Source organism: Shewanella eurypsychrophilus (assembly GCF_007004545.3).
Taxonomy (GTDB): Bacteria; Pseudomonadota; Gammaproteobacteria; order Enterobacterales; family Shewanellaceae; genus Shewanella; species Shewanella eurypsychrophilus.
Window position 1 is genome coordinate 2,277,899 of the sequence record NZ_CP045503.2, and the last position, 16,278, is coordinate 2,294,176.

Consider the following 16,278-nt stretch of genomic DNA (forward strand, 5'->3'; position numbering starts at 1 on the left):
TTCTATTAGTCAACTTTAGTTGACGCAATAAAAAGCCCGCAGTCGCGGGCTTTTTGGTATTAGATCTTCTATCGAGTCTAATTGAATTATTTTTTAATCCACTTACCACTTTTACTTTGGATGAACTGGCCCTTCTTGGTTGCCTTCATCGCTTTCTCGGCAGCCATTTTACTGACCTCAGAGACTGAGATCCCATTCTTCTTGGCAATCTTCTGATAATGAGATTTACGCTTGGCATTGACTTGCTTCGCTAACGCGCTAGCATCCGGACTGCTCTTCACTATGCCAAGATAACCATTTGTCTGCTCCCCGACGATGCCTTGAGACTTAGCATCATGTAGCGATATGGCGAATGCATTTAGGCTCAGCAATAGTCCTGCTGCGAGCACCAATAATTTGGTTTTCATTCTGTACTCCTTAAATTCTATAGCCGAGATTAAAACAGTTCATCGTTGGTCAGTAGCTCATCGAGCTCTTTATCGATCTTAATTCTGATCTCATGCTCAATCTTTACATTCAAGTTAATCACAATTGGCTTATCAGGAGGCTCAATTTTAACTGTTGGGGTGCAGCCTGTGAGCGCCAGGAGAGCGATCATCGCACTAATGGTCGTGGGCAAAATAGGCAGTCTCTTCACTGAGTGTTCCTTATTTTATCAAGTAAACTTTGTAGCAGGTTAATATCACTATATCGCTTTGAGATGACTGTAAGCTGAACGTACAAATATCAATTCATTGATTGTTCTATCTGAGTCTGCAGCTTATCGCCGATCTGTAAGCTCTTTAACAGTTGCAGCATGTTTTCCTCTTGAGAGTAGTTCAAGTGAATAGGACGTTCAATCCCTTTCGCCTTTCCTTTTACGCTCACCTTTAACAGCGCATCCCCGCTTGGTTGCATATCGAAGGTGCTCGCAAGCTCAGAATATTCGAGGTGTTCCATGGTGGAGAAGGCGAAATCTAAGTAGGGCTGGGACAGGCGCATCTGCTCCACTGCCGGGTTACCGCTGACTGAGATAAGCCCTCCTGGCGCTCGCGCTGCCAATTGTCCTCCGCTGACAGAAATCTTGCCTTGGACTAAATCAACCGGTAATACACCATCGAAGATCCCATCGGCATAGAGGCCGACCTGTGGCTGAATGGCTATTAACTGTTCAAGCTCAAGTCCTTGCAGGAGTAAATACCCATGAGACTTGTCGTGTAACCTCAAGTTAAACTCGGGTAACAGTAGTTGTCCGCCGAGGAGCTCGCCGCTGGCATTCATCTGAATACTCGCTGCACTTAAGGTGTCAGGAATGATAGAGACTTCATTTTTGACAGCACCTTGGCTCTGTGTTTGTTGCTGTTCTGTTTTTGATTCTGTTATTACATCCTTTGCGTTTTTAGCAACGAGCTTATCATCATAGGTGATGCTAAAGTCCGCTTCAGCCTTGATATCTGTGATCAATACGCCGGGGTTAAACGCATCTGCAGAAAATTGGATATTCGGGCAGGCTAAGGTGCTGATGCTAGTTCCCTTAGACTCAGGGGGTGAAGACTGACTTAATTGCTCCAATTGAAAGTGACAACTTGCCTGAATATCGGCTTGCTCAAAGGGAAGCTCATTAATGCTACCGCTGAGGGAGGTGAGCTCAGGTGTAAAATTGATATTCATTTGAGTCGAACTATCATTTTTATTGACTTCATATTGAGCTTGCAGCCGGGCATCACCGGTAATGAACAGGGATGTGGGCAGGGAATAGTTATGGCTCACAAGGGATAAAATATTGCCAAGGCTAGTTGCTAAGTTCAGCTTTCCTGTGAGTTTTAACCCTGGGTTGTTAGCTTCGCTTTCTGCTGTGGCTGCAGAAGTCATTTGGGGCTGTAATCTATGTTCACTCACAAACTCCAGACCATCGAACTCCCAGTTTTCATGGGTATCTAATTGGGCGCCATTCCAGTCTAATGATTGTGAAAGACTCGCCGTGTATAGACCTAGCAATTTTTCGGTACGTTGTCTTTTGTTTTTAAGGTAATGGTGAGTCAGATCTGCGCCATTGAGCTCATAGTGGAGGAGGTTGTGCCACAGGTTTTGGGTTAATACCTGGCTCAGAGCCTCCGCCGTGAAACCGGGTATAAGCAATGAGCTGGGCTTTTCTAAAGAGAGATACAGACCTGATAATGTACCGAGATATTCGCTTTTTTCTACCGATGGCATATGTTTGAAGGCAAACTGATTATCGAGCTGTTCGAAACTCAATGCTGGAACGCTTATTTGTAGCGGTTGTTTGTCTTTGCCTGCTGAGCCAGTGATCCGCTTTATCACCAGTGGGCCCAGGCTGGTTAGACGCGTCACTCCGGTAGATACAGAGAAGCTCTCACCTGTGCTTATGGACTGAGTAAATTGAACATCTTCAGACTCGAAGGTGAAAGCGGATAGGGTTAACGCGTTATCGGCTTTAGATTCTTGGTTATTGTTGGTTAGGCTCTCAGCAACAGGATTGTTATTTATTAAGAAGTGGCTCATTGCCGCGGTGCTGAATTTGAGGCTGTTAGCATCGAAGCTGAGCGCTTTAGTTACAGAGGGTAAATCAGTGGGTATGCCTTGCTTGTAGTGCGTAGGGCCAACAGATAATGTCAGGCTGGGGATGTCTAGGCTCAGCGTATTCGCCTCATTTGAGGTTATCACCAGCTCATCATGGCTAACGAGTTTGAGAGTGTTCAGCTCAAATTTAACAGGGGGATGATCATCAGTTTTTTTGGCTGATGGTTGTTTAACGCGGCTGGCAACTAGCTCCACACTGGCTATGTGTGCCTCTAAGTTCGGTTTGATACTGAGCTTAAATTGAGGCGATTCATGGTCTGTATCTGTCCCTATTTCTATTCCTATACTAATTTTACCTGCCAGGGAAACAGATGAAGCACCGAGTCTGATATCAGTTGTCAGCTTGTTGTTGGAAGAACTGTCAGAAACGTGGTCAGCGACAGAGCCTGGCTCGTTAGGCATTAAGGAGCTTAGCAGTATTGTTTGCTCACGCGTTGCAGCGAACTGCCAGTCGCTTTCAAACTCGAATGCCTGGCTCTGTGTGGGTATTTGCAGTGATAAATCGGTTGCTGATAATTGAGCATCCACTATTGCATCACGGATCTTAAGCTGGGCATGACCCAAAGAAATATGGTTAGAGACAAACGAATACGCTAAAGGCTCGTTCAGAGTCAATGATATCTCGATTGCTGGCTTTTCATCCTTATGCTTTCTTTCTGCTGTTGTCCTTCTGGGCTCGAGCATCGCCTTGATAAGGGGAGTGAACCGCTCATTATGCCGTTCATTAAAAAGAAGGGGCAATAAGCTGTTTATCTGCTGGCGACTCGGACTCACCTCAAGGACGAAAGGCTGTAGTGAGAAGGTGAGATCTGCAAGATGACCGGAGATGTCAAATTTAACGCTATCTTGTTCTGAAGTTTCTTTGGTCGATGAATTGAGTGAATGTGGTGCTAAAGTGAGCCCTTCGAAATGCCTCATTGTCAGACTCGAATCTTTTAAGGTATGGGATGATGTTAATTGGGCCGACTTTAGATCCAATGTGGCATATGACTCCAGGCTGCCACTTAATTCCAGCCCTAAACGTTCACTCTCTTGTTTAAGCGCAAGCAGGGGGACGAGGGCGCTATGATCGAGTTCTTGTGCTGCGAGTTCACTAAGCAATGTGTATAGCTCATCGAAGACGAGTCGGCTCGAAACGCGCCATTGTTTCTCGGTTAAGCGGGCATCTAATTGGAAAATACCATGACCTTTGCGACTGATTACCGTACTTAGCTTGCCCTCTTCATCTAATGTTAAATGCTCCATGGTCAGGCTCAGAGCGGAAGGTGAAATGCCTGCCAGACTCAGTGAGGTGGTGCCAATATCTATCTGAGGGAGTTCATTGAGATCCAGTGCCACGGTTGGACCTTGCTGGTCGACATTTTTCCCTTCGTCAGTTAACACGCCGGGATTGAGTTGGGCGTGTATCTCTTTGACAGAAATGACCTCTATTAAGCTCATCACCTGACTGGCTGAGAATGGCTGGGAATAGAGACTAAAGAGGCTCATATTTGTATTTAAGGTTAACGCTAAACCTTCGATGTTTATGTCGCTGTCATGAACCGTTAGCTTGAGTTCGGGGAGCAGCCAATGGTGAGTCGAGGTGGGTCTAATGTTTAGTTGAGTTATCTGAGTGTCATATTCGGCAAGATAATGATTTGCAATACTCATCAATACTCTCTCGTAGCTGTTCACTAAAATGACAACGAGAATGAGTAGAGTGAAAGCCAAAGCAAGCATGAGCCGCTTTGTTTGGGATAGATGACTTAACATTTTAGATAATACGTTTAGCGTAGATAAATATTGTTTGAGTTTAGCATGGAGTGATATTCAACCGTAACTATATCACTAAAGGTAATATTGCAGCTAAGCTAGCGTTATTGGAACAGTGCAACTGATTGATGAAAATCTGTTTTATACTAATCGGCTTTCGTTTTGTTTTTACCTTGTGAACTTTTGTTCAAGCCCCTAGTTAGCGCCGATATGGACAGGTGCGCGATGGCTGAGATTAGGGCCAGATAGAGAAAGCTTGGTATAAACCAACTACTGGCGGTATCAAAAACAAAAGACCAGTTTACCCCTTGAGCATTACGAAAAATCTCACCGGGATTTTCTATTAACTCCCAGAGAGTGATCACAGATGTGATAAGCGAAGCACCAAGTGCGCCCACAAGCAGGCCGAAACCCCAAAATTGTTTGGATAACTTTTTTAAGTTAGTGGGTTTCATTTAAGAGTCCTTGTCGCGTTCATCATTAACGTTATGACCAGTGTATGAAAAAGGGCTTATTGATAAACAATATGCCCTTTAATTGAGGTTTGGCTAATTAAAATCGGGTTAACTTTTCCAGCCAATCTTAGTGGTCAACATATGAGTCTCATCGGGTGCAAGTGTGAGCTTATCTTCAAGCACATTAGCAGCCTCGAGACAGACCATGGTCTGGTAGTCATCGCTATTGAAACGGGACAGACGCTGAGATTTATCAATCCAAGGGTTCCACAGTACAGCTGAGTGGCTGTTTTCACGGCTCACTTCAATAATGCCGTCTGGAGTGTGCAGCGCTTGTACATCGGCTAACTGGGTGTATACCCGATCGGTTTCTTTGTTGAATAGTACTTCATCGCCATTTTGTTTAAATGGACCTTCGCCAAACTCTATGTATTTTGAGCCTTCAAAGCCGGTGGCTTTGAGCTGATGAATATCTTTGACCGGGAAATAGGTGTGTAGCGCCTGAGTCAGACTCACCGGATAACTGGCCAAGTTGGTGTTTTTTAAAGACACGGTCAGGGTATCGGTTAAGGTAAACAGCATTTCGACGCGAGTATCATGGGGCCAATAGAGCTTGTCTTCTTCACTTATGTTTAGAGTCAGTTTCAGTTCGACGGCCTGGTTTTTCATCTGTACAGATCCCAGTGCCCAGATGCATGTGCGAGCAAAGCCATGTTGAGGCCAGTCAGGATTATCACTCATGCCAAACCAGGGCCAACAAACAGGGATCCCGCCTCGGATGCCACTGCCAGGCTGATATTCATCTGCATCGGATACCCAAAGAAGAGGCGCTTTACCGACAGGCTGAAAAAAGTCTATTTGTGCGCCTTGTAGGAAAATTCGCGCCTTACATAATGGCGTATCGACATCGACATATTCTAAACCATTGGGGTGCTTTTTGGTGGTGACTGAGCCCATTTACTGCTTCCTCATTCGATCAATGCACGCTGTACAAACAAAACCAGAGGAGACTGCTGTATGTTTGTGCAGCGGAACTTATATCAAAAACTGACGATTAGCTTACCCTGTTTTACTTGCTTTCATAAGGGGGCGTTATGCTGATTTTAAGGTAACGCTGTTCGATAAGTGGAACAAACGTGTACTAATGCAGTTTGTTTAAGCCAAATTAAGTAAAGTGGTCGGATCTCTGCACTTGTAAAATGGTTAAATTAAACGCATGATTGAAACTCGTGTATGAAAAGTTCATTCTATAGAATCTACGCACAAGATACATAAGATAGAAGACCTGATAAACAACACCTGAGCTTTACCATTTAGCATAAAAATAAAGGGAACAGGAATGCCAACATATCAAGCGCCACTTCGTGACTATCAGTTCGTACTTAACGAGCTTCTCAATATATATCAACGTACTGAGCTTAAAGGCTTCGATGAAATCGACGCCGATTTAGGCGATGCAATTTTGCAAGGAGTGGCGGACTTTACCACAGAGATCATGCTGCCCCTCAATGGCAGTGGCGATGTGGAAGGCTGTAAGTTGGTGGATGGCAAGGTCATCGCTCCCAAAGGTTTTGCCGATGCCTATCAGCAATATGTCGACAATGGTTGGGCGACACTGACTTGCGATCCAGAATACGGCGGACAGGGGCTACCTGAGTCTATTGGTGTGTTTGCTACCGAGATGAAAACGGCAACCAATATGGCATTTGCCATGTATCCGGGTCTGACACATGGCGCTTATGCGGCAATTCATGCACATGGCAGCGATGCACTGAAACAGAAATATTTAGAAAAACTGGTTTCCGGTGAATGGACCGGCACCATGAACCTGACAGAGTCCCATGCAGGGACAGATTTGGCCTTATTGAGAACCAAAGCCGTTGAGGCGGGTGAGGGACTGTTTGCTATCTCGGGTGAGAAGACATTTATCTCATCAGGCGACCATGATCTGACTGAAAATATAGTTCATCTTGTACTGGCTAGGTTGCCCGATGCACCAGAAGGGGTGAAGGGGATCTCATTGTTTGCTGTGCCTAAAATAATGGTTAATCCAGATGGCAGCTTAGGTGAAGCCAACAGCTTATGTGCCGCGGCGCTTGAGCATAAAATGGGCATTCATGGTAACTCTACCTGTGTGATGAATTTTGATGCTGCCATAGGCGAGCTTATCGGTGAGCCCCATCAAGGCTTGAGGGCCATGTTCACCATGATGAACCAAGCCAGACTCGGCGTTGGCGTTCAAGGTTTAGGTGTGTCAGAAATTGCCTATCAAAATGCGCTAGCTTATGCCAAAGACAGAATTCAAGGCCGCGGCTTAAGTGGCGTAAAAGATGCTCAACAAGCCGCCGATCCTATCTTGGTACATGGCGATGTCAGACGCATGTTGATGGCGCAGAAGTCTTTCAATGAGGGAGCAAGAGCCTTAATCGGTCAGCAAGCTCTATGGTTAGATGAAGCCGAGCGTCACCCCGATGCCGATAAGGCAAAGGCGGCTAATAAGCTTGCGGCGCTATTTACCCCAATCGTCAAAGGCTTCATCACAGACAGAGGCTTCAATGCCTGTGTCGATGCGCAGCAAGTCTTCGGTGGTCATGGTTATATTCATGAGTGGGGCATGGAGCAATTTGTACGCGACATTCGCATCGCCATGTTATATGAAGGCACTAATGGCGTGCAGGCACTCGATCTCGTCGGCCGCAAGCTGATGGGTGACAAGGGCGCCACCTTGATGGTTTGGTCTGATATGGTGAAAACGCTTATCGGCGAAAATATGGCTAACGATGCCATGAAGCCTTATCTAACAGGGCTTATGGATGCATCGGGCGATCTTGAGAAAGCGACTCAGTTTATGGCCGTTAATGCTGCTAAGAATCCGGATATTTTGGGCGCAGGCTCTATGCCATACATGCAGATCCTTGGGATCACCGTCCTGGCCTGGATGTGGACTCGCAGTGCGGCTACGGCGCTCGCGGCGCTTGAGTCTGGTACGGAAGATACCGCTTTCTATGAGGGTAAGCTTAAAACCGCTCAGTTCTATATGGGCTATTGGACGGTACAGACTCGCAGCCTGCGTAAGCAGATAGAGTCCAGCAGTGAACTTTTGACCCAACTTGTTGAGGCAGATTTCGACCTTAACTGAGTCACAAGGTGCTCGAAATACTGGGCTTAACCCGAGATGTTTTCGCAGCTGTCACCCAGCAGCTGCGAAAAATGACTGCAAGACTCTTGCTAGCGGTCAAGGAACTCGGTGTGTAGGGTTTCGAGGATATGTTGCAGTTTGGCTGAAGAGGCAGGATTTTCTTGTTCATTTAGTTAAGAACATGGTTTTGTTTAATTTTTTCATAAGTTCCATCTGATTTAATCTGTTTTAAACCTCGATTAAAATCTGCTAATTTCTGCATATAATCCGGTGCTTTCTTCGATATCGCCATATGCATTTTGTGAACAGCTAAGGCTGGTTCTATGAACTCGAATTTGTTGCGGTCTTCTGTGTTAATTTCATTATTAATCAAGTGCATACAAATTAATTTGCTACCTACGTATAAATCAATACGCCCCAAGAGTAATTGCTTCAGGCCCTGGATATCACTGCTTGTAGAGTGTTTTCTCAAGAAGTCTGCTTTATCAAAGTCTGGACTAATCGCAACACCTCTTGTTAAACCTATGTTGAAATTTTTTAGATCCTGTAGGTTTTCATAAAAAATATCTTTTTCTTTCATCTTGTAAAATACCGTCTTAACAGTACCAACCGGATCTGAGTATACATACCATTGCTCTCTTTCTTTCGTGTAATAAGCTAAATACAATCCATCGTGTTGTCCTTCTTTAGACTCAAGCATTGCCCTAGCCCAAGGCCGGTAGTGTAAGACAACTTGGTATCCTTGTGGCTCAAGGGCCGCTCTGGCTATATCCATCAGCCAACCATCGTTCTTTAATTGTTGACCAATGAATGGCGCAAATTGCTCTGTAGTTATCTTAAATGTTTTATCTGCAGCAGCGACTTCGTTTACTCCATCAAAAAGTAGAATTACAAAAAGGAATACCAATATTTTCATCATGCAGCCTACATTATGAACACTTGAAGATTTAAGTTATCACTAAATATTAGTCTGGTCTAATCGAACTGAACATCTTGACTGTGGGTTGTATTCGAACTGAACATCTTGACTCTGGGTTGTATTGGTCAAGAAAAACTGGACATTAACTTATGTATTTTCCATTACTGGTTAAGCAGGCGCTAGAACCATTGCAGGTATAGTGACAACTAAAGGTATACAAGTTAGTCGTCAATTCTGGGTGGTTGATCCTAATCAGGTGTGGACATGTCACTTTTATTTGAACGGGGTACCGCTCGCCGCGCTGGAGTCGGGTACGGAAGTTAATGCTTTTTATGGATGACAAGCTATAATCAGCCAATATTTTACTTAAAGTGTCAAACTACTGGTTATTTATCAGTATAATGAACTTTTCAGTTAAGTATTTCTCTGGGAAAGCGCTATCTTATAGCTTCTACCTAATTAATGAGAACTAATATGAAAGTCAGCACACTATTACCCATCATGGCCGCGTTTATCGGCATATCTGCTTCGGCCATGGAGATATCCAGCCAAGACATTAAAGAAGGTCAGCTTATGGGCAAGACCTTTGAATTCTCTGGCATGGGCTGCAATGGCAGTAATCTGTCTCCTCAACTTTCTTGGACTAAGATACCGCCCGGCACTAAGAGTTTCGCTATTACGGCTTATGATCCTGACGCGCCAACGGGGAGTGGCTGGTGGCATTGGACGGTATTAAATATTCCTGTATCCACACTCAGCTTGCCACAGGGCGCATCGGGTAAGGCATCCCCGGGGTTGGAGACTCGTACTGATTTTGGTAAACCGGGCTTTGGCGGGGCATGTCCGCCTAAGGGTGATGGCATGCACAGATACCAGTTCACCGTGTGGGCATTACCAAAAGCTAAGATAGATCTGCCTGCGGATATTTCACCTGCTGTAGTAGGTTACACCCTCAATAGTATGGTGATTGAGAAAGCTGTGTTGACGGCTACCTATGTGCGCTAATTACCTTAGCTGTTGTTAACGGCTGCAATAATACTCAAAGGGCTGAATGGATGACAAAATTGATCTTGGTGAGCCATTTTCAGGGCATAGCACCACAGGCACTGCGAAATGTACCTGTGCATAGCCCGAGTATTTTTGCTATCAAACAAGGCCGTAAGCTGATGAGTTGGCATGAAGAGTCACTCGATATACGTGACGGGGATTGGCTGATCGCAGCAGCAGATAGCCAGCTCACTTTCATCAATGAGCCTCACCATCAGCAATTCAGCTCGGTGCAGATATCTTTTTTGCAGCCACCAAGTCAAGAGTTGCTGGATGAGATTGAACTTGGATATAGCAAAGGAAACAGGAAAGAAAGCAAGCACAGAGGAAACAAGGAAGCTGGTATGGGAGGATCGGACCTGCCATCGGCGTATCATGGATTTTCTCAGACGCAATCGCCTAAGTTAAGTGCGAATAGTCAACTCAGCTTTGCCTTAGAGCTGTTATTGAGCATGCAGGGGCAGGATTTAAGCGCTCAAGTACAAAGTTACTACCTGAATGGCTTCTATCAGCAACTCTTGGAAGCGGGCTGCTTGGATAAGCTGTTTCCCGGCGATCCGCAATCATTGCGGCAGAGACTTGGCCGTTATCTGGCTCATAGTCCTGGGGCCGAACATCACATTGAGCAAGTCTGTCAGTTTTTTTCCATGAGTAAGTCGACATTGACGCGGCACCTGACGCTGGAAGGCACGTCGTTTAGGGAGGTGTTGGCCGAAGTCCGTATGCTCCACGGCCTGAGTCTGATGCAGAAGCAAACATATCGACAGGTTGACTTAGCCCTGCTCTGTGGTTATCAATCAGAATCTCGTTTTTCCCAACGCTTTGCTAAACAGTTCGGGATAACCCCAAAACATTATATGAAGACTGTCCGGCTATGAAGACAGCCTGTTCATGAAGAGTATTCAAATGTTATTTTCTTATAATAAAAACAACGCTTCACTGGTCTAAAATATACTGTCAATATCTGAATGGATTCTTTCCTATGTCTGCACTTCTCTCTTTCGGGATGAACTTGGCCAACAAACTGAGTTTTAAAAAGAAATTTATTCTGTTAGCCATCGCAACCTTGTTACCTCTCTCTATTGGTGCCGCCTATATTGTTCTACTTCAGTTTCAAGAGGTGAACAGGGTGGAGAGTGAGCTCACCGGTCTGGCATTTGTGCAGAGTCTGGCAAGTGTGGATAAGGAACTTAGTCATCTTAGAGCCTCTGACGGAGGATCTGTGAGTGGATCAACAAGCTTAATCGAAGGTCTTGAGCTAGTCTCACGTCAAAGTGAGCTCTATGTCTTCGTGGCGCCTCAGTCTGTATTCGCTCATGGTTATTTACTAAGCCATAGTGGTGAATGTGCGAGAAATTGAATCTATCGTTGACCGAGTATCGAAAGGTGACCTTAGCAAAGAGATTAGTCTTTCCCATACCAGCACATCTGGTAAAGGTGGCGATGAATTTTCTCACATAGCCAGGGCTTTTAATCAGATGCTTGCCAGTATTCGCAGTTTAATCACAGAGGTTCAAACCTTGAGTGAAAAGGTGGTTGTTGCCAGTGACACAGGGGCAAGTTGTCATCTTAGACACTGTTGAAGGGATAGATAATATCGCTAAAGAGGTCACCACGGGATCTGAGGTGATCAATCAGTTAGCGCTGCACACCAGTGAAATAGGTAATGTGGTGGATGTGATCCGCTCTATTGCCGATCAAACTAACCTGCTGGCACTCAATGCTGCGATTGAAGCGGCCAGAGCCGGGGAGCAGGGTAGAGGTTTTGCCGTGGTCACCCAAGAGATTGCTCACTCGGTTGCCGAGCAGCGCATCGCCACTGTACAGATAGACACTAAGACCTTAGCTATCGGGCAAGGCGCTGATGATGCGCTTGCATCGGCCCAAAGCGCATCAAAGATCTGTCTCAATTTGGCTGCAGATGCCAAGAAGCTTGCCGCGCAGATTGAGGGGTTCAGACTGTAATATTATTGATTCAGATAGCTCCCTTCATTTTTAGTGACTCTTAAATTAGAGCCCCAGTATGGCTTCTATCTCTATTTTTAAGTCGTCGCAGAAGAGGGCATCGACCTTGATTAGTGAGCTTGCGGGTAAGTCATCCCCATAGATATCGAACAGGGTTTGCCGTAATAGGACGATATCGGTTAAGTCCGTCACAAACAGGGTGACTTTAACCAATGACTTGAGTGTGATGTTATGGTGAGTCGCGATTAGACTCAGCTGGGAGAATATGGCTCTGGTCTGTTCACCGATATTGCCAGTTTGAGCCTGAGTACCAAACGCGGTAAGGCCTGATGTGTACAGAGTATGCTTGTGAATGCTGGCGTGAACGTAAGGCCCCGCAATTTCGCCAAGCTCGGCATAATTGATCCTTTGAACATTCATATAAATTCCTTTTTATGCTGTAAATACAGATACTCGATTCTGTATTTACAGCCATTTATCCGGCCGTTTTTAGCCATTTACTGACTATTTTTTCAGTTAACTTATGCACCTTAGGCGCAAACAGGAAAGAGATGCTTGCGGCTGCGGGCCATGCCAGCATGAAGGCTTTGGTCCATAACCAGAGAAAGTTTGCTGGTAGCCCTAAGTTGATCCATGTTATCCAAAGCGTCATCAGCAGGGACAATACAAAGGACATTAATAGCGAAAATACTATGCGTTGTTTCATCATTCCCCCTCGTAAGTGACACTGGTTAATTTTTCGATATAGGTCACTCTAGTCAAGTTACGTGCAAGATAAGCCAGCGTATGCTCGGCTTCAAAGTGTGCGCTGAGTGCATCACTGTTTACCCAATGTTCCCATAGGGTAAAGTGAGATGGATTGTCTTGATGTTGCAGTACTTCAAATTTTACACAGCCAGATTCCTTGACCGTTGCTTCTGACAAAGCGTGCAGTGCCTGCTTAACTTGGTCTGTGTCTAAGCCTTCTTCTGTAACCAGACCCGCATTTATCCATAATTGACCCATATTTCCCCCTGATTGATCGCTAATGTTTGCTTGATAACTTTTTATTTATCAGCATGGGCGCTTATTTAGTGTGTCGATGTTTATTAAGAAAGTTAGACGAGCTTATATGGTTTCGTTTATTATAAAAACACGTAATAATTCAATCATAAATTCCATTTTTGAAATCATGTTAGATGACATAGCGCTCTTTATTCATATTGTTCAGTCGCGGGGCTTAGCCAGCGCGGCGAAACAGTTACATTTGCCTGCAGCCACAGTGACTCGTAGGCTGCAAAAACTTGAAGCCACTATCGGTCGTAAGCTGATACATAGGTCCGCGCGTCAGTTTGCTCTAACGGCGGAGGGGGAGGTGTATTACCAGGCGTTTTATGAGTTAGTACAGAGTTTTGAAACTACCCAAAGAAGCCTGAGTACTGAGCTAAATCTGCTTAGTGGCAAGTTGAAGGTGCTGGCTCCAACCAATATATCCACCGGGTTGCTGCAGCCCATGTGGTCATCATTTATCAAGTCCTACCCCGATATTCAGTTGGATCTCAATTTGAATAATGCCAACCAAGATATTTTGGCCGTTCAGTCCGATATCGCCCTGCGGATCGGGCCGCAAAAAGATTCTCAGTTGTATCAAAAGGGCTTGGGTTTCATTCCAACCGTTCTTGTCGCGTCGAACGCTTACTTAGCACAAAATGCTGCGCCAACCCAATTGGGCGAACTTTCACAGCATAGAATTATTGGGGTAAATAGTATTTCCCTATGGACACTGACCCATAGAATATCCGGGCATAAGGTGGAGCTTAAGCCCAGTATCAATACTTTTGTCAATGATATTAAGATGGCCAGTCAATGGGCCTGTGATGGGATAGGTATTGCTTTATTGCCTATTAGCGAAGTATACAAAGATTTGCAGGATGGCAATTTAGTGCAAGTACTCACAAAATGGACTGGTCCCAGACGTGAGCTATACGCCGTCTGGCCAAGTGGCAGGCTCTTGAGCGCCAAAGCCAAATGTTTACGTGACTTTATGCTGGACTATATCGAAAAAAATGAGGTGTTGCAGACTCAAGGGATAAGCGATATATGCAATAGATAGAGTACGGCTCTATGTCCGGATGCAGGATTTTTTGTTAAAACACTCGAGTAAATATTAATACTGAGCTAGAAGACTGCGTTATGATTTCACAAAATGCAGTAAACGGTTATTGGCTGGCATTTTATGATCCTCAGCTAAGGTTAACCCTTGAGTCTCTGCGAGTTGAATTATCCATTCAATGTCTCGTATGGCGCTTCTCGGGTCCTGCTGCGCTAGCCAGATATCGAAGCTGGCATTACTTTCACTGGTGTAGTTACCGGCGTAATTGAATGGTCCGTAGATACATAAGTTTCCGTTAGTTTGTAAGTGTTCTCCGATCCCCGCAAAGAAAGCCTCGACCATCTCTTTTGCCATGATATGTAAGGTGTTAGCCGTAAAAACTCCGTCTATTGCTCCTTTGCCACTGAAATATGGCCAGGGTTGAGTCACGTCCAGTATCAAGGGGCTTTGGATATTAGCGATGGGATCTGTGCTTTGATCGCTTTGCGAACGTATAAAATTAAGTTGAGCTTCAATGCCGTTGAGATAGCAGGCCTGATCGCTGGTTTGCCATGTCAGATGGGGCATTGCTTGGGCGAAATGCACGGCGTGCTGAGCTGTTCCTGTGCCGATTTCTAATATCAAACTTGATGATGAAAAGACTTGGCTGATGACTTCGAGTATGGGGCCCTTGTTATTTTCGCATGCTTGAGAGAAGGGCACTAATGACATAAATATAAACCTTAATGGGTTAGATTATTTAGTTACAACAAATAATACAAAATTGAATGTAAACGGTTAAATATCTTACTTTATCTTTTGCGAATACTGTACATTGGAAAGCTATCTACAGGTAGTGATTTATGTCACTTATTCTAGGTTATTTTGCTATGGGAACTGCATAAGGGGTAGGACAATTATTATGAATCTGTTAAGTGTTGATAGGGAACATCTGCAACAGATGATGACTTGGTTTACTGACGAAAGCTCACTGCTGGCTTGGGCGGGACCTGGTTTTAGTTATCCTTTCACTGATGAGAGCTTTAAAAAAGATCTTAATCTTACGGGGTTACGCTCATTCTCATTAGTTAATAGTGTTGGTGAATTCGTTGGTTTCGGCCAGTGTTATCTTCGTAATGGAAAATGTCACCTGGGTCGCTTAGTCATTGGTCCTGAATTTCGTGGCCAACATTGCAGATCTGGACTCTTTTCTGGGCAAAAATACAGTCATATTTTGATTACTTTGCTGAGTGAGCTCGGTTGTCATCATTTGCAGGTCTCCAATGTGCCAGGTAATGTCTCCCTATTTGTACTTAGCCATAACTTACCCGCATTAAACCTTTATCTACATCTTGGCTTCGTAGAAGCTCAATATCCAGAGCCAATAGGGCTGGATGATTGCCTTTATCTGGTTAAATAAAGAGGAATAGCATGTCTGAATATTTTGCAAAAGTGACCTGGAGCAGGCAAGAATCTGAAAACTTTGTCGATAACCAATATAGCCGTGGTCATGAGTGGATTTTTGATGGTGGCGTTGTAGTACCAGCCTCATCATCCGCCCATATTGTCCCTCTGCCTTTCTCTGTTGCGACCAATGTCGACCCGGAAGAAGCCTTTGTGGCGTCGCTGTCTAGCTGCCATATGCTGTTTTTTCTCTCGATAGCCGCTAAACGTAAGTTTGTTATCGATGATTACACTGATAATGCAGTAGGGGTAATGAGTAAAGGTGAAACAGGAAAAATGGCGATGACTCAGGTTATATTGAGGCCGAAAGTGCGCTTTTGTGGAGATAAACAGCCTAGCTTGGCAATGCTTGAAAAGATGCATCACCAATCCCATGATCAGTGCTTTATCGCTAACTCAGTTAAAACTGAAGTTATCACTGAAATAGTGCTTACATAAGCGGTAATGAGAGGTTCTAGCAAGCAGAAGCATGCTTATGATTAATTGCATGCTATATGAAAAATTTAAGGAGAAAAATGTGCCTCATTGCGTGATTGAGTGCCCTACTGAGCTTAAATCCTTGGTTGATTTTGACCTGCTAATATTGGCCGTCCATGACGCCGCAGAGTCATCAAATCTGTTTGATATTGGTGATGTAAAAGCCAGACTCGTCCTGTCTGAACATTATGTCGTTGGCGGTATCAAAGCTCCCTATGTGCATACTTTAGTGCACCTGTTAAGCGGTCGAAGCGAAATGCAGAAGAAGCAACTCGCCGATCTTGTCACTAAGGCGATTTGCGATTTGCTCCCAAACGTCGAGATGATCTCTACCGAGGTGAGGGATATTCCAAGGCATGCCTATAGTAATCGACGCTCTATCAGCAAGAGTGAGATCTCGTGAGTTCTA

Annotated in this window: 20 protein-coding genes; 10 read left to right on the plus strand and 10 right to left on the minus strand. The window is 44.7% G+C overall.

Annotated features, from left to right (window positions below; genetic code table 11):
• Positions 1-86 precede the first annotated feature (86 nt).
• The 5 genes from FM038_RS09595 to FM038_RS09615 all read right to left on the minus strand — a co-directional run bounded on the left by FM038_RS09595 (position 87) and on the right by FM038_RS09615 (position 5,744).
• On the minus strand, positions 87-407 hold the full coding sequence (locus tag FM038_RS09595; RefSeq protein ID WP_142870495.1) for a YdbL family probable chaperone protein: 321 nt from the start codon (positions 405-407) through the stop codon (positions 87-89).
• Between the two features lie 29 nt (positions 408-436).
• Positions 437-598, minus strand: coding sequence for a YnbE family lipoprotein (locus FM038_RS09600; RefSeq protein WP_179948413.1), 162 nt, complete (start codon positions 596-598; stop codon positions 437-439).
• 128 nt (positions 599-726) lie between these two features.
• On the minus strand, positions 727-4,299 hold the full coding sequence (locus tag FM038_RS09605) for an intermembrane phospholipid transport protein YdbH family protein (RefSeq protein WP_142870496.1): 3,573 nt from the start codon (positions 4,297-4,299) through the stop codon (positions 727-729).
• A 179-nt stretch (positions 4,300-4,478) separates the two neighbouring features.
• On the minus strand, positions 4,479-4,787 hold the full coding sequence (locus FM038_RS09610) for a hypothetical protein (RefSeq protein WP_142870497.1): 309 nt from the start codon (positions 4,785-4,787) through the stop codon (positions 4,479-4,481).
• A 108-nt stretch (positions 4,788-4,895) separates the two neighbouring features.
• Positions 4,896-5,744 (minus strand): D-hexose-6-phosphate mutarotase, encoded by an 849-nt coding sequence (locus FM038_RS09615; RefSeq protein ID WP_142870498.1) that lies wholly within the window; start codon positions 5,742-5,744, stop codon positions 4,896-4,898.
• A 382-nt stretch (positions 5,745-6,126) separates the two neighbouring features.
• On the opposite strand from FM038_RS09615, the gene FM038_RS09620 reads away from it, so the two are divergent.
• Positions 6,127-7,926 (plus strand): acyl-CoA dehydrogenase C-terminal domain-containing protein, encoded by a 1,800-nt coding sequence (locus FM038_RS09620; protein ID WP_142870499.1) that lies wholly within the window; start codon positions 6,127-6,129, stop codon positions 7,924-7,926.
• Between the two features lie 169 nt (positions 7,927-8,095).
• On the opposite strand, the gene FM038_RS09625 is transcribed toward FM038_RS09620, so the two are convergent.
• Positions 8,096-8,842: a substrate-binding periplasmic protein gene (locus FM038_RS09625; protein WP_223293042.1), complete on the minus strand. Its 747-nt coding sequence runs from the start codon at positions 8,840-8,842 to the stop codon at positions 8,096-8,098.
• Between the two features lie 477 nt (positions 8,843-9,319).
• Here FM038_RS09625 and FM038_RS09630 point away from each other — a divergent pair, with 477 nt between their 5' ends.
• The 5 genes from FM038_RS09630 (at position 9,320) to FM038_RS09650 (ending at position 11,857) form a co-directional block, all read left to right on the plus strand.
• Positions 9,320-9,850: a YbhB/YbcL family Raf kinase inhibitor-like protein gene (locus FM038_RS09630; protein ID WP_142870501.1), complete on the plus strand. Its 531-nt coding sequence runs from the start codon at positions 9,320-9,322 to the stop codon at positions 9,848-9,850.
• A 50-nt stretch (positions 9,851-9,900) separates the two neighbouring features.
• Positions 9,901-10,770 carry a helix-turn-helix transcriptional regulator gene (locus tag FM038_RS09635; RefSeq protein WP_142870502.1) on the plus strand — a complete coding sequence of 290 codons (870 nt, stop codon included), beginning with the start codon at positions 9,901-9,903 and terminating at the stop codon, positions 10,768-10,770.
• A gap of 104 nt (positions 10,771-10,874) precedes the next feature.
• Positions 10,875-11,252, plus strand: coding sequence for a hypothetical protein (locus FM038_RS09640; protein WP_142870503.1), 378 nt, complete (start codon positions 10,875-10,877; stop codon positions 11,250-11,252).
• Positions 11,239-11,475, plus strand: a complete 237-nt coding sequence (locus FM038_RS09645; RefSeq protein WP_185965660.1) for a HAMP domain-containing protein — start codon at positions 11,239-11,241, stop codon at positions 11,473-11,475. The genes FM038_RS09640 and FM038_RS09645 overlap by 14 nt, the downstream gene beginning before the upstream one ends.
• Positions 11,438-11,857 carry a methyl-accepting chemotaxis protein gene (locus FM038_RS09650; RefSeq protein ID WP_272877524.1) on the plus strand — a complete coding sequence of 140 codons (420 nt, stop codon included), beginning with the start codon at positions 11,438-11,440 and terminating at the stop codon, positions 11,855-11,857. Before FM038_RS09645 ends, FM038_RS09650 begins: the two co-directional genes overlap by 38 nt.
• A 45-nt stretch (positions 11,858-11,902) precedes the next feature.
• Here FM038_RS09650 and FM038_RS09655 read toward each other — a convergent pair whose 3' ends face one another.
• Genes FM038_RS09655 through FM038_RS09665 form a run of 3 tightly spaced genes read right to left on the minus strand, consistent with a single transcriptional unit; the run spans position 11,903 to position 12,862 of the window.
• A complete protein-coding gene (locus FM038_RS09655; RefSeq protein ID WP_142870506.1) occupies positions 11,903-12,277 on the minus strand; it encodes a RidA family protein in 375 nt (124 codons plus the stop codon).
• 55 nt (positions 12,278-12,332) lie between these two features.
• Positions 12,333-12,563 carry a DUF2798 domain-containing protein gene (locus FM038_RS09660; protein ID WP_142870627.1) on the minus strand — a complete coding sequence of 77 codons (231 nt, stop codon included), beginning with the start codon at positions 12,561-12,563 and terminating at the stop codon, positions 12,333-12,335.
• Positions 12,563-12,862 carry a putative quinol monooxygenase gene (locus FM038_RS09665; RefSeq protein ID WP_142870507.1) on the minus strand — a complete coding sequence of 100 codons (300 nt, stop codon included), beginning with the start codon at positions 12,860-12,862 and terminating at the stop codon, positions 12,563-12,565. Before FM038_RS09665 ends, FM038_RS09660 begins: the two co-directional genes overlap by 1 nt.
• A 106-nt stretch (positions 12,863-12,968) precedes the next feature.
• Between FM038_RS09665 and FM038_RS09670 the strand changes: the two genes are divergently transcribed.
• On the plus strand, positions 12,969-13,949 hold the full coding sequence (locus tag FM038_RS09670) for a LysR family transcriptional regulator (protein WP_142870508.1): 981 nt from the start codon (positions 12,969-12,971) through the stop codon (positions 13,947-13,949).
• A 78-nt stretch (positions 13,950-14,027) separates the two neighbouring features.
• Here the strand turns inward: FM038_RS09670 and FM038_RS09675 are convergent, their stop codons facing one another.
• Positions 14,028-14,660: a DUF938 domain-containing protein gene (locus FM038_RS09675; RefSeq protein ID WP_142870509.1), complete on the minus strand. Its 633-nt coding sequence runs from the start codon at positions 14,658-14,660 to the stop codon at positions 14,028-14,030.
• A gap of 190 nt (positions 14,661-14,850) precedes the next feature.
• On the opposite strand from FM038_RS09675, the gene FM038_RS09680 reads away from it, so the two are divergent.
• From FM038_RS09680 to FM038_RS09690, 3 genes are read left to right on the plus strand one after another with little or no spacing between them, the layout of a single operon-like run.
• Positions 14,851-15,348, plus strand: a complete 498-nt coding sequence (locus tag FM038_RS09680; RefSeq protein WP_142870510.1) for a GNAT family N-acetyltransferase — start codon at positions 14,851-14,853, stop codon at positions 15,346-15,348.
• Positions 15,349-15,359: 11 nt separating this feature from the next.
• Positions 15,360-15,830, plus strand: coding sequence for an OsmC family protein (locus FM038_RS09685; RefSeq protein WP_142870511.1), 471 nt, complete (start codon positions 15,360-15,362; stop codon positions 15,828-15,830).
• A gap of 31 nt (positions 15,831-15,861) precedes the next feature.
• Positions 15,862-16,272: a 5-carboxymethyl-2-hydroxymuconate Delta-isomerase gene (locus FM038_RS09690; protein ID WP_142870512.1), complete on the plus strand. Its 411-nt coding sequence runs from the start codon at positions 15,862-15,864 to the stop codon at positions 16,270-16,272.
• The last annotated feature ends 6 nt before the right edge of the window (positions 16,273-16,278 follow it).

What these genes read in the sequence shown, in the direction of transcription:
- FM038_RS09675 (WP_142870509.1), bottom strand. Translation starts at nt 14,660, where the DNA reads ATGTCATTAGTGCCCTTCTCTCAAGCATGCGAAAATAACAAGGGCCCC.
- FM038_RS09605 (WP_142870496.1), bottom strand. Translation starts at nt 4,299, where the DNA reads ATGCTTGCTTTGGCTTTCACTCTACTCATTCTCGTTGTCATTTTAGTG.
- FM038_RS09615 (WP_142870498.1), bottom strand. Translation starts at nt 5,744, where the DNA reads ATGGGCTCAGTCACCACCAAAAAGCACCCCAATGGTTTAGAATATGTC.
- FM038_RS09635 (WP_142870502.1), top strand. Translation starts at nt 9,901, where the DNA reads ATGACAAAATTGATCTTGGTGAGCCATTTTCAGGGCATAGCACCACAG.
- FM038_RS09625 (WP_223293042.1), bottom strand. Translation starts at nt 8,842, where the DNA reads ATGAAAATATTGGTATTCCTTTTTGTAATTCTACTTTTTGATGGAGTA.
- FM038_RS09690 (WP_142870512.1), top strand. Translation starts at nt 15,862, where the DNA reads ATGCTTATGATTAATTGCATGCTATATGAAAAATTTAAGGAGAAAAAT.
- FM038_RS09630 (WP_142870501.1), top strand. Translation starts at nt 9,320, where the DNA reads ATGAAAGTCAGCACACTATTACCCATCATGGCCGCGTTTATCGGCATA.
- FM038_RS09610 (WP_142870497.1), bottom strand. Translation starts at nt 4,787, where the DNA reads ATGAAACCCACTAACTTAAAAAAGTTATCCAAACAATTTTGGGGTTTC.
- FM038_RS09670 (WP_142870508.1), top strand. Translation starts at nt 12,969, where the DNA reads ATGGTTTCGTTTATTATAAAAACACGTAATAATTCAATCATAAATTCC.
- FM038_RS09595 (WP_142870495.1), bottom strand. Translation starts at nt 407, where the DNA reads ATGAAAACCAAATTATTGGTGCTCGCAGCAGGACTATTGCTGAGCCTA.
- FM038_RS09680 (WP_142870510.1), top strand. Translation starts at nt 14,851, where the DNA reads ATGAATCTGTTAAGTGTTGATAGGGAACATCTGCAACAGATGATGACT.
- FM038_RS09640 (WP_142870503.1), top strand. Translation starts at nt 10,875, where the DNA reads ATGTCTGCACTTCTCTCTTTCGGGATGAACTTGGCCAACAAACTGAGT.
- FM038_RS09665 (WP_142870507.1), bottom strand. Translation starts at nt 12,862, where the DNA reads ATGGGTCAATTATGGATAAATGCGGGTCTGGTTACAGAAGAAGGCTTA.
- FM038_RS09600 (WP_179948413.1), bottom strand. Translation starts at nt 598, where the DNA reads ATGATCGCTCTCCTGGCGCTCACAGGCTGCACCCCAACAGTTAAAATT.
- FM038_RS09655 (WP_142870506.1), bottom strand. Translation starts at nt 12,277, where the DNA reads ATGAATGTTCAAAGGATCAATTATGCCGAGCTTGGCGAAATTGCGGGG.
- FM038_RS09620 (WP_142870499.1), top strand. Translation starts at nt 6,127, where the DNA reads ATGCCAACATATCAAGCGCCACTTCGTGACTATCAGTTCGTACTTAAC.
- FM038_RS09685 (WP_142870511.1), top strand. Translation starts at nt 15,360, where the DNA reads ATGTCTGAATATTTTGCAAAAGTGACCTGGAGCAGGCAAGAATCTGAA.
- FM038_RS09660 (WP_142870627.1), bottom strand. Translation starts at nt 12,563, where the DNA reads ATGAAACAACGCATAGTATTTTCGCTATTAATGTCCTTTGTATTGTCC.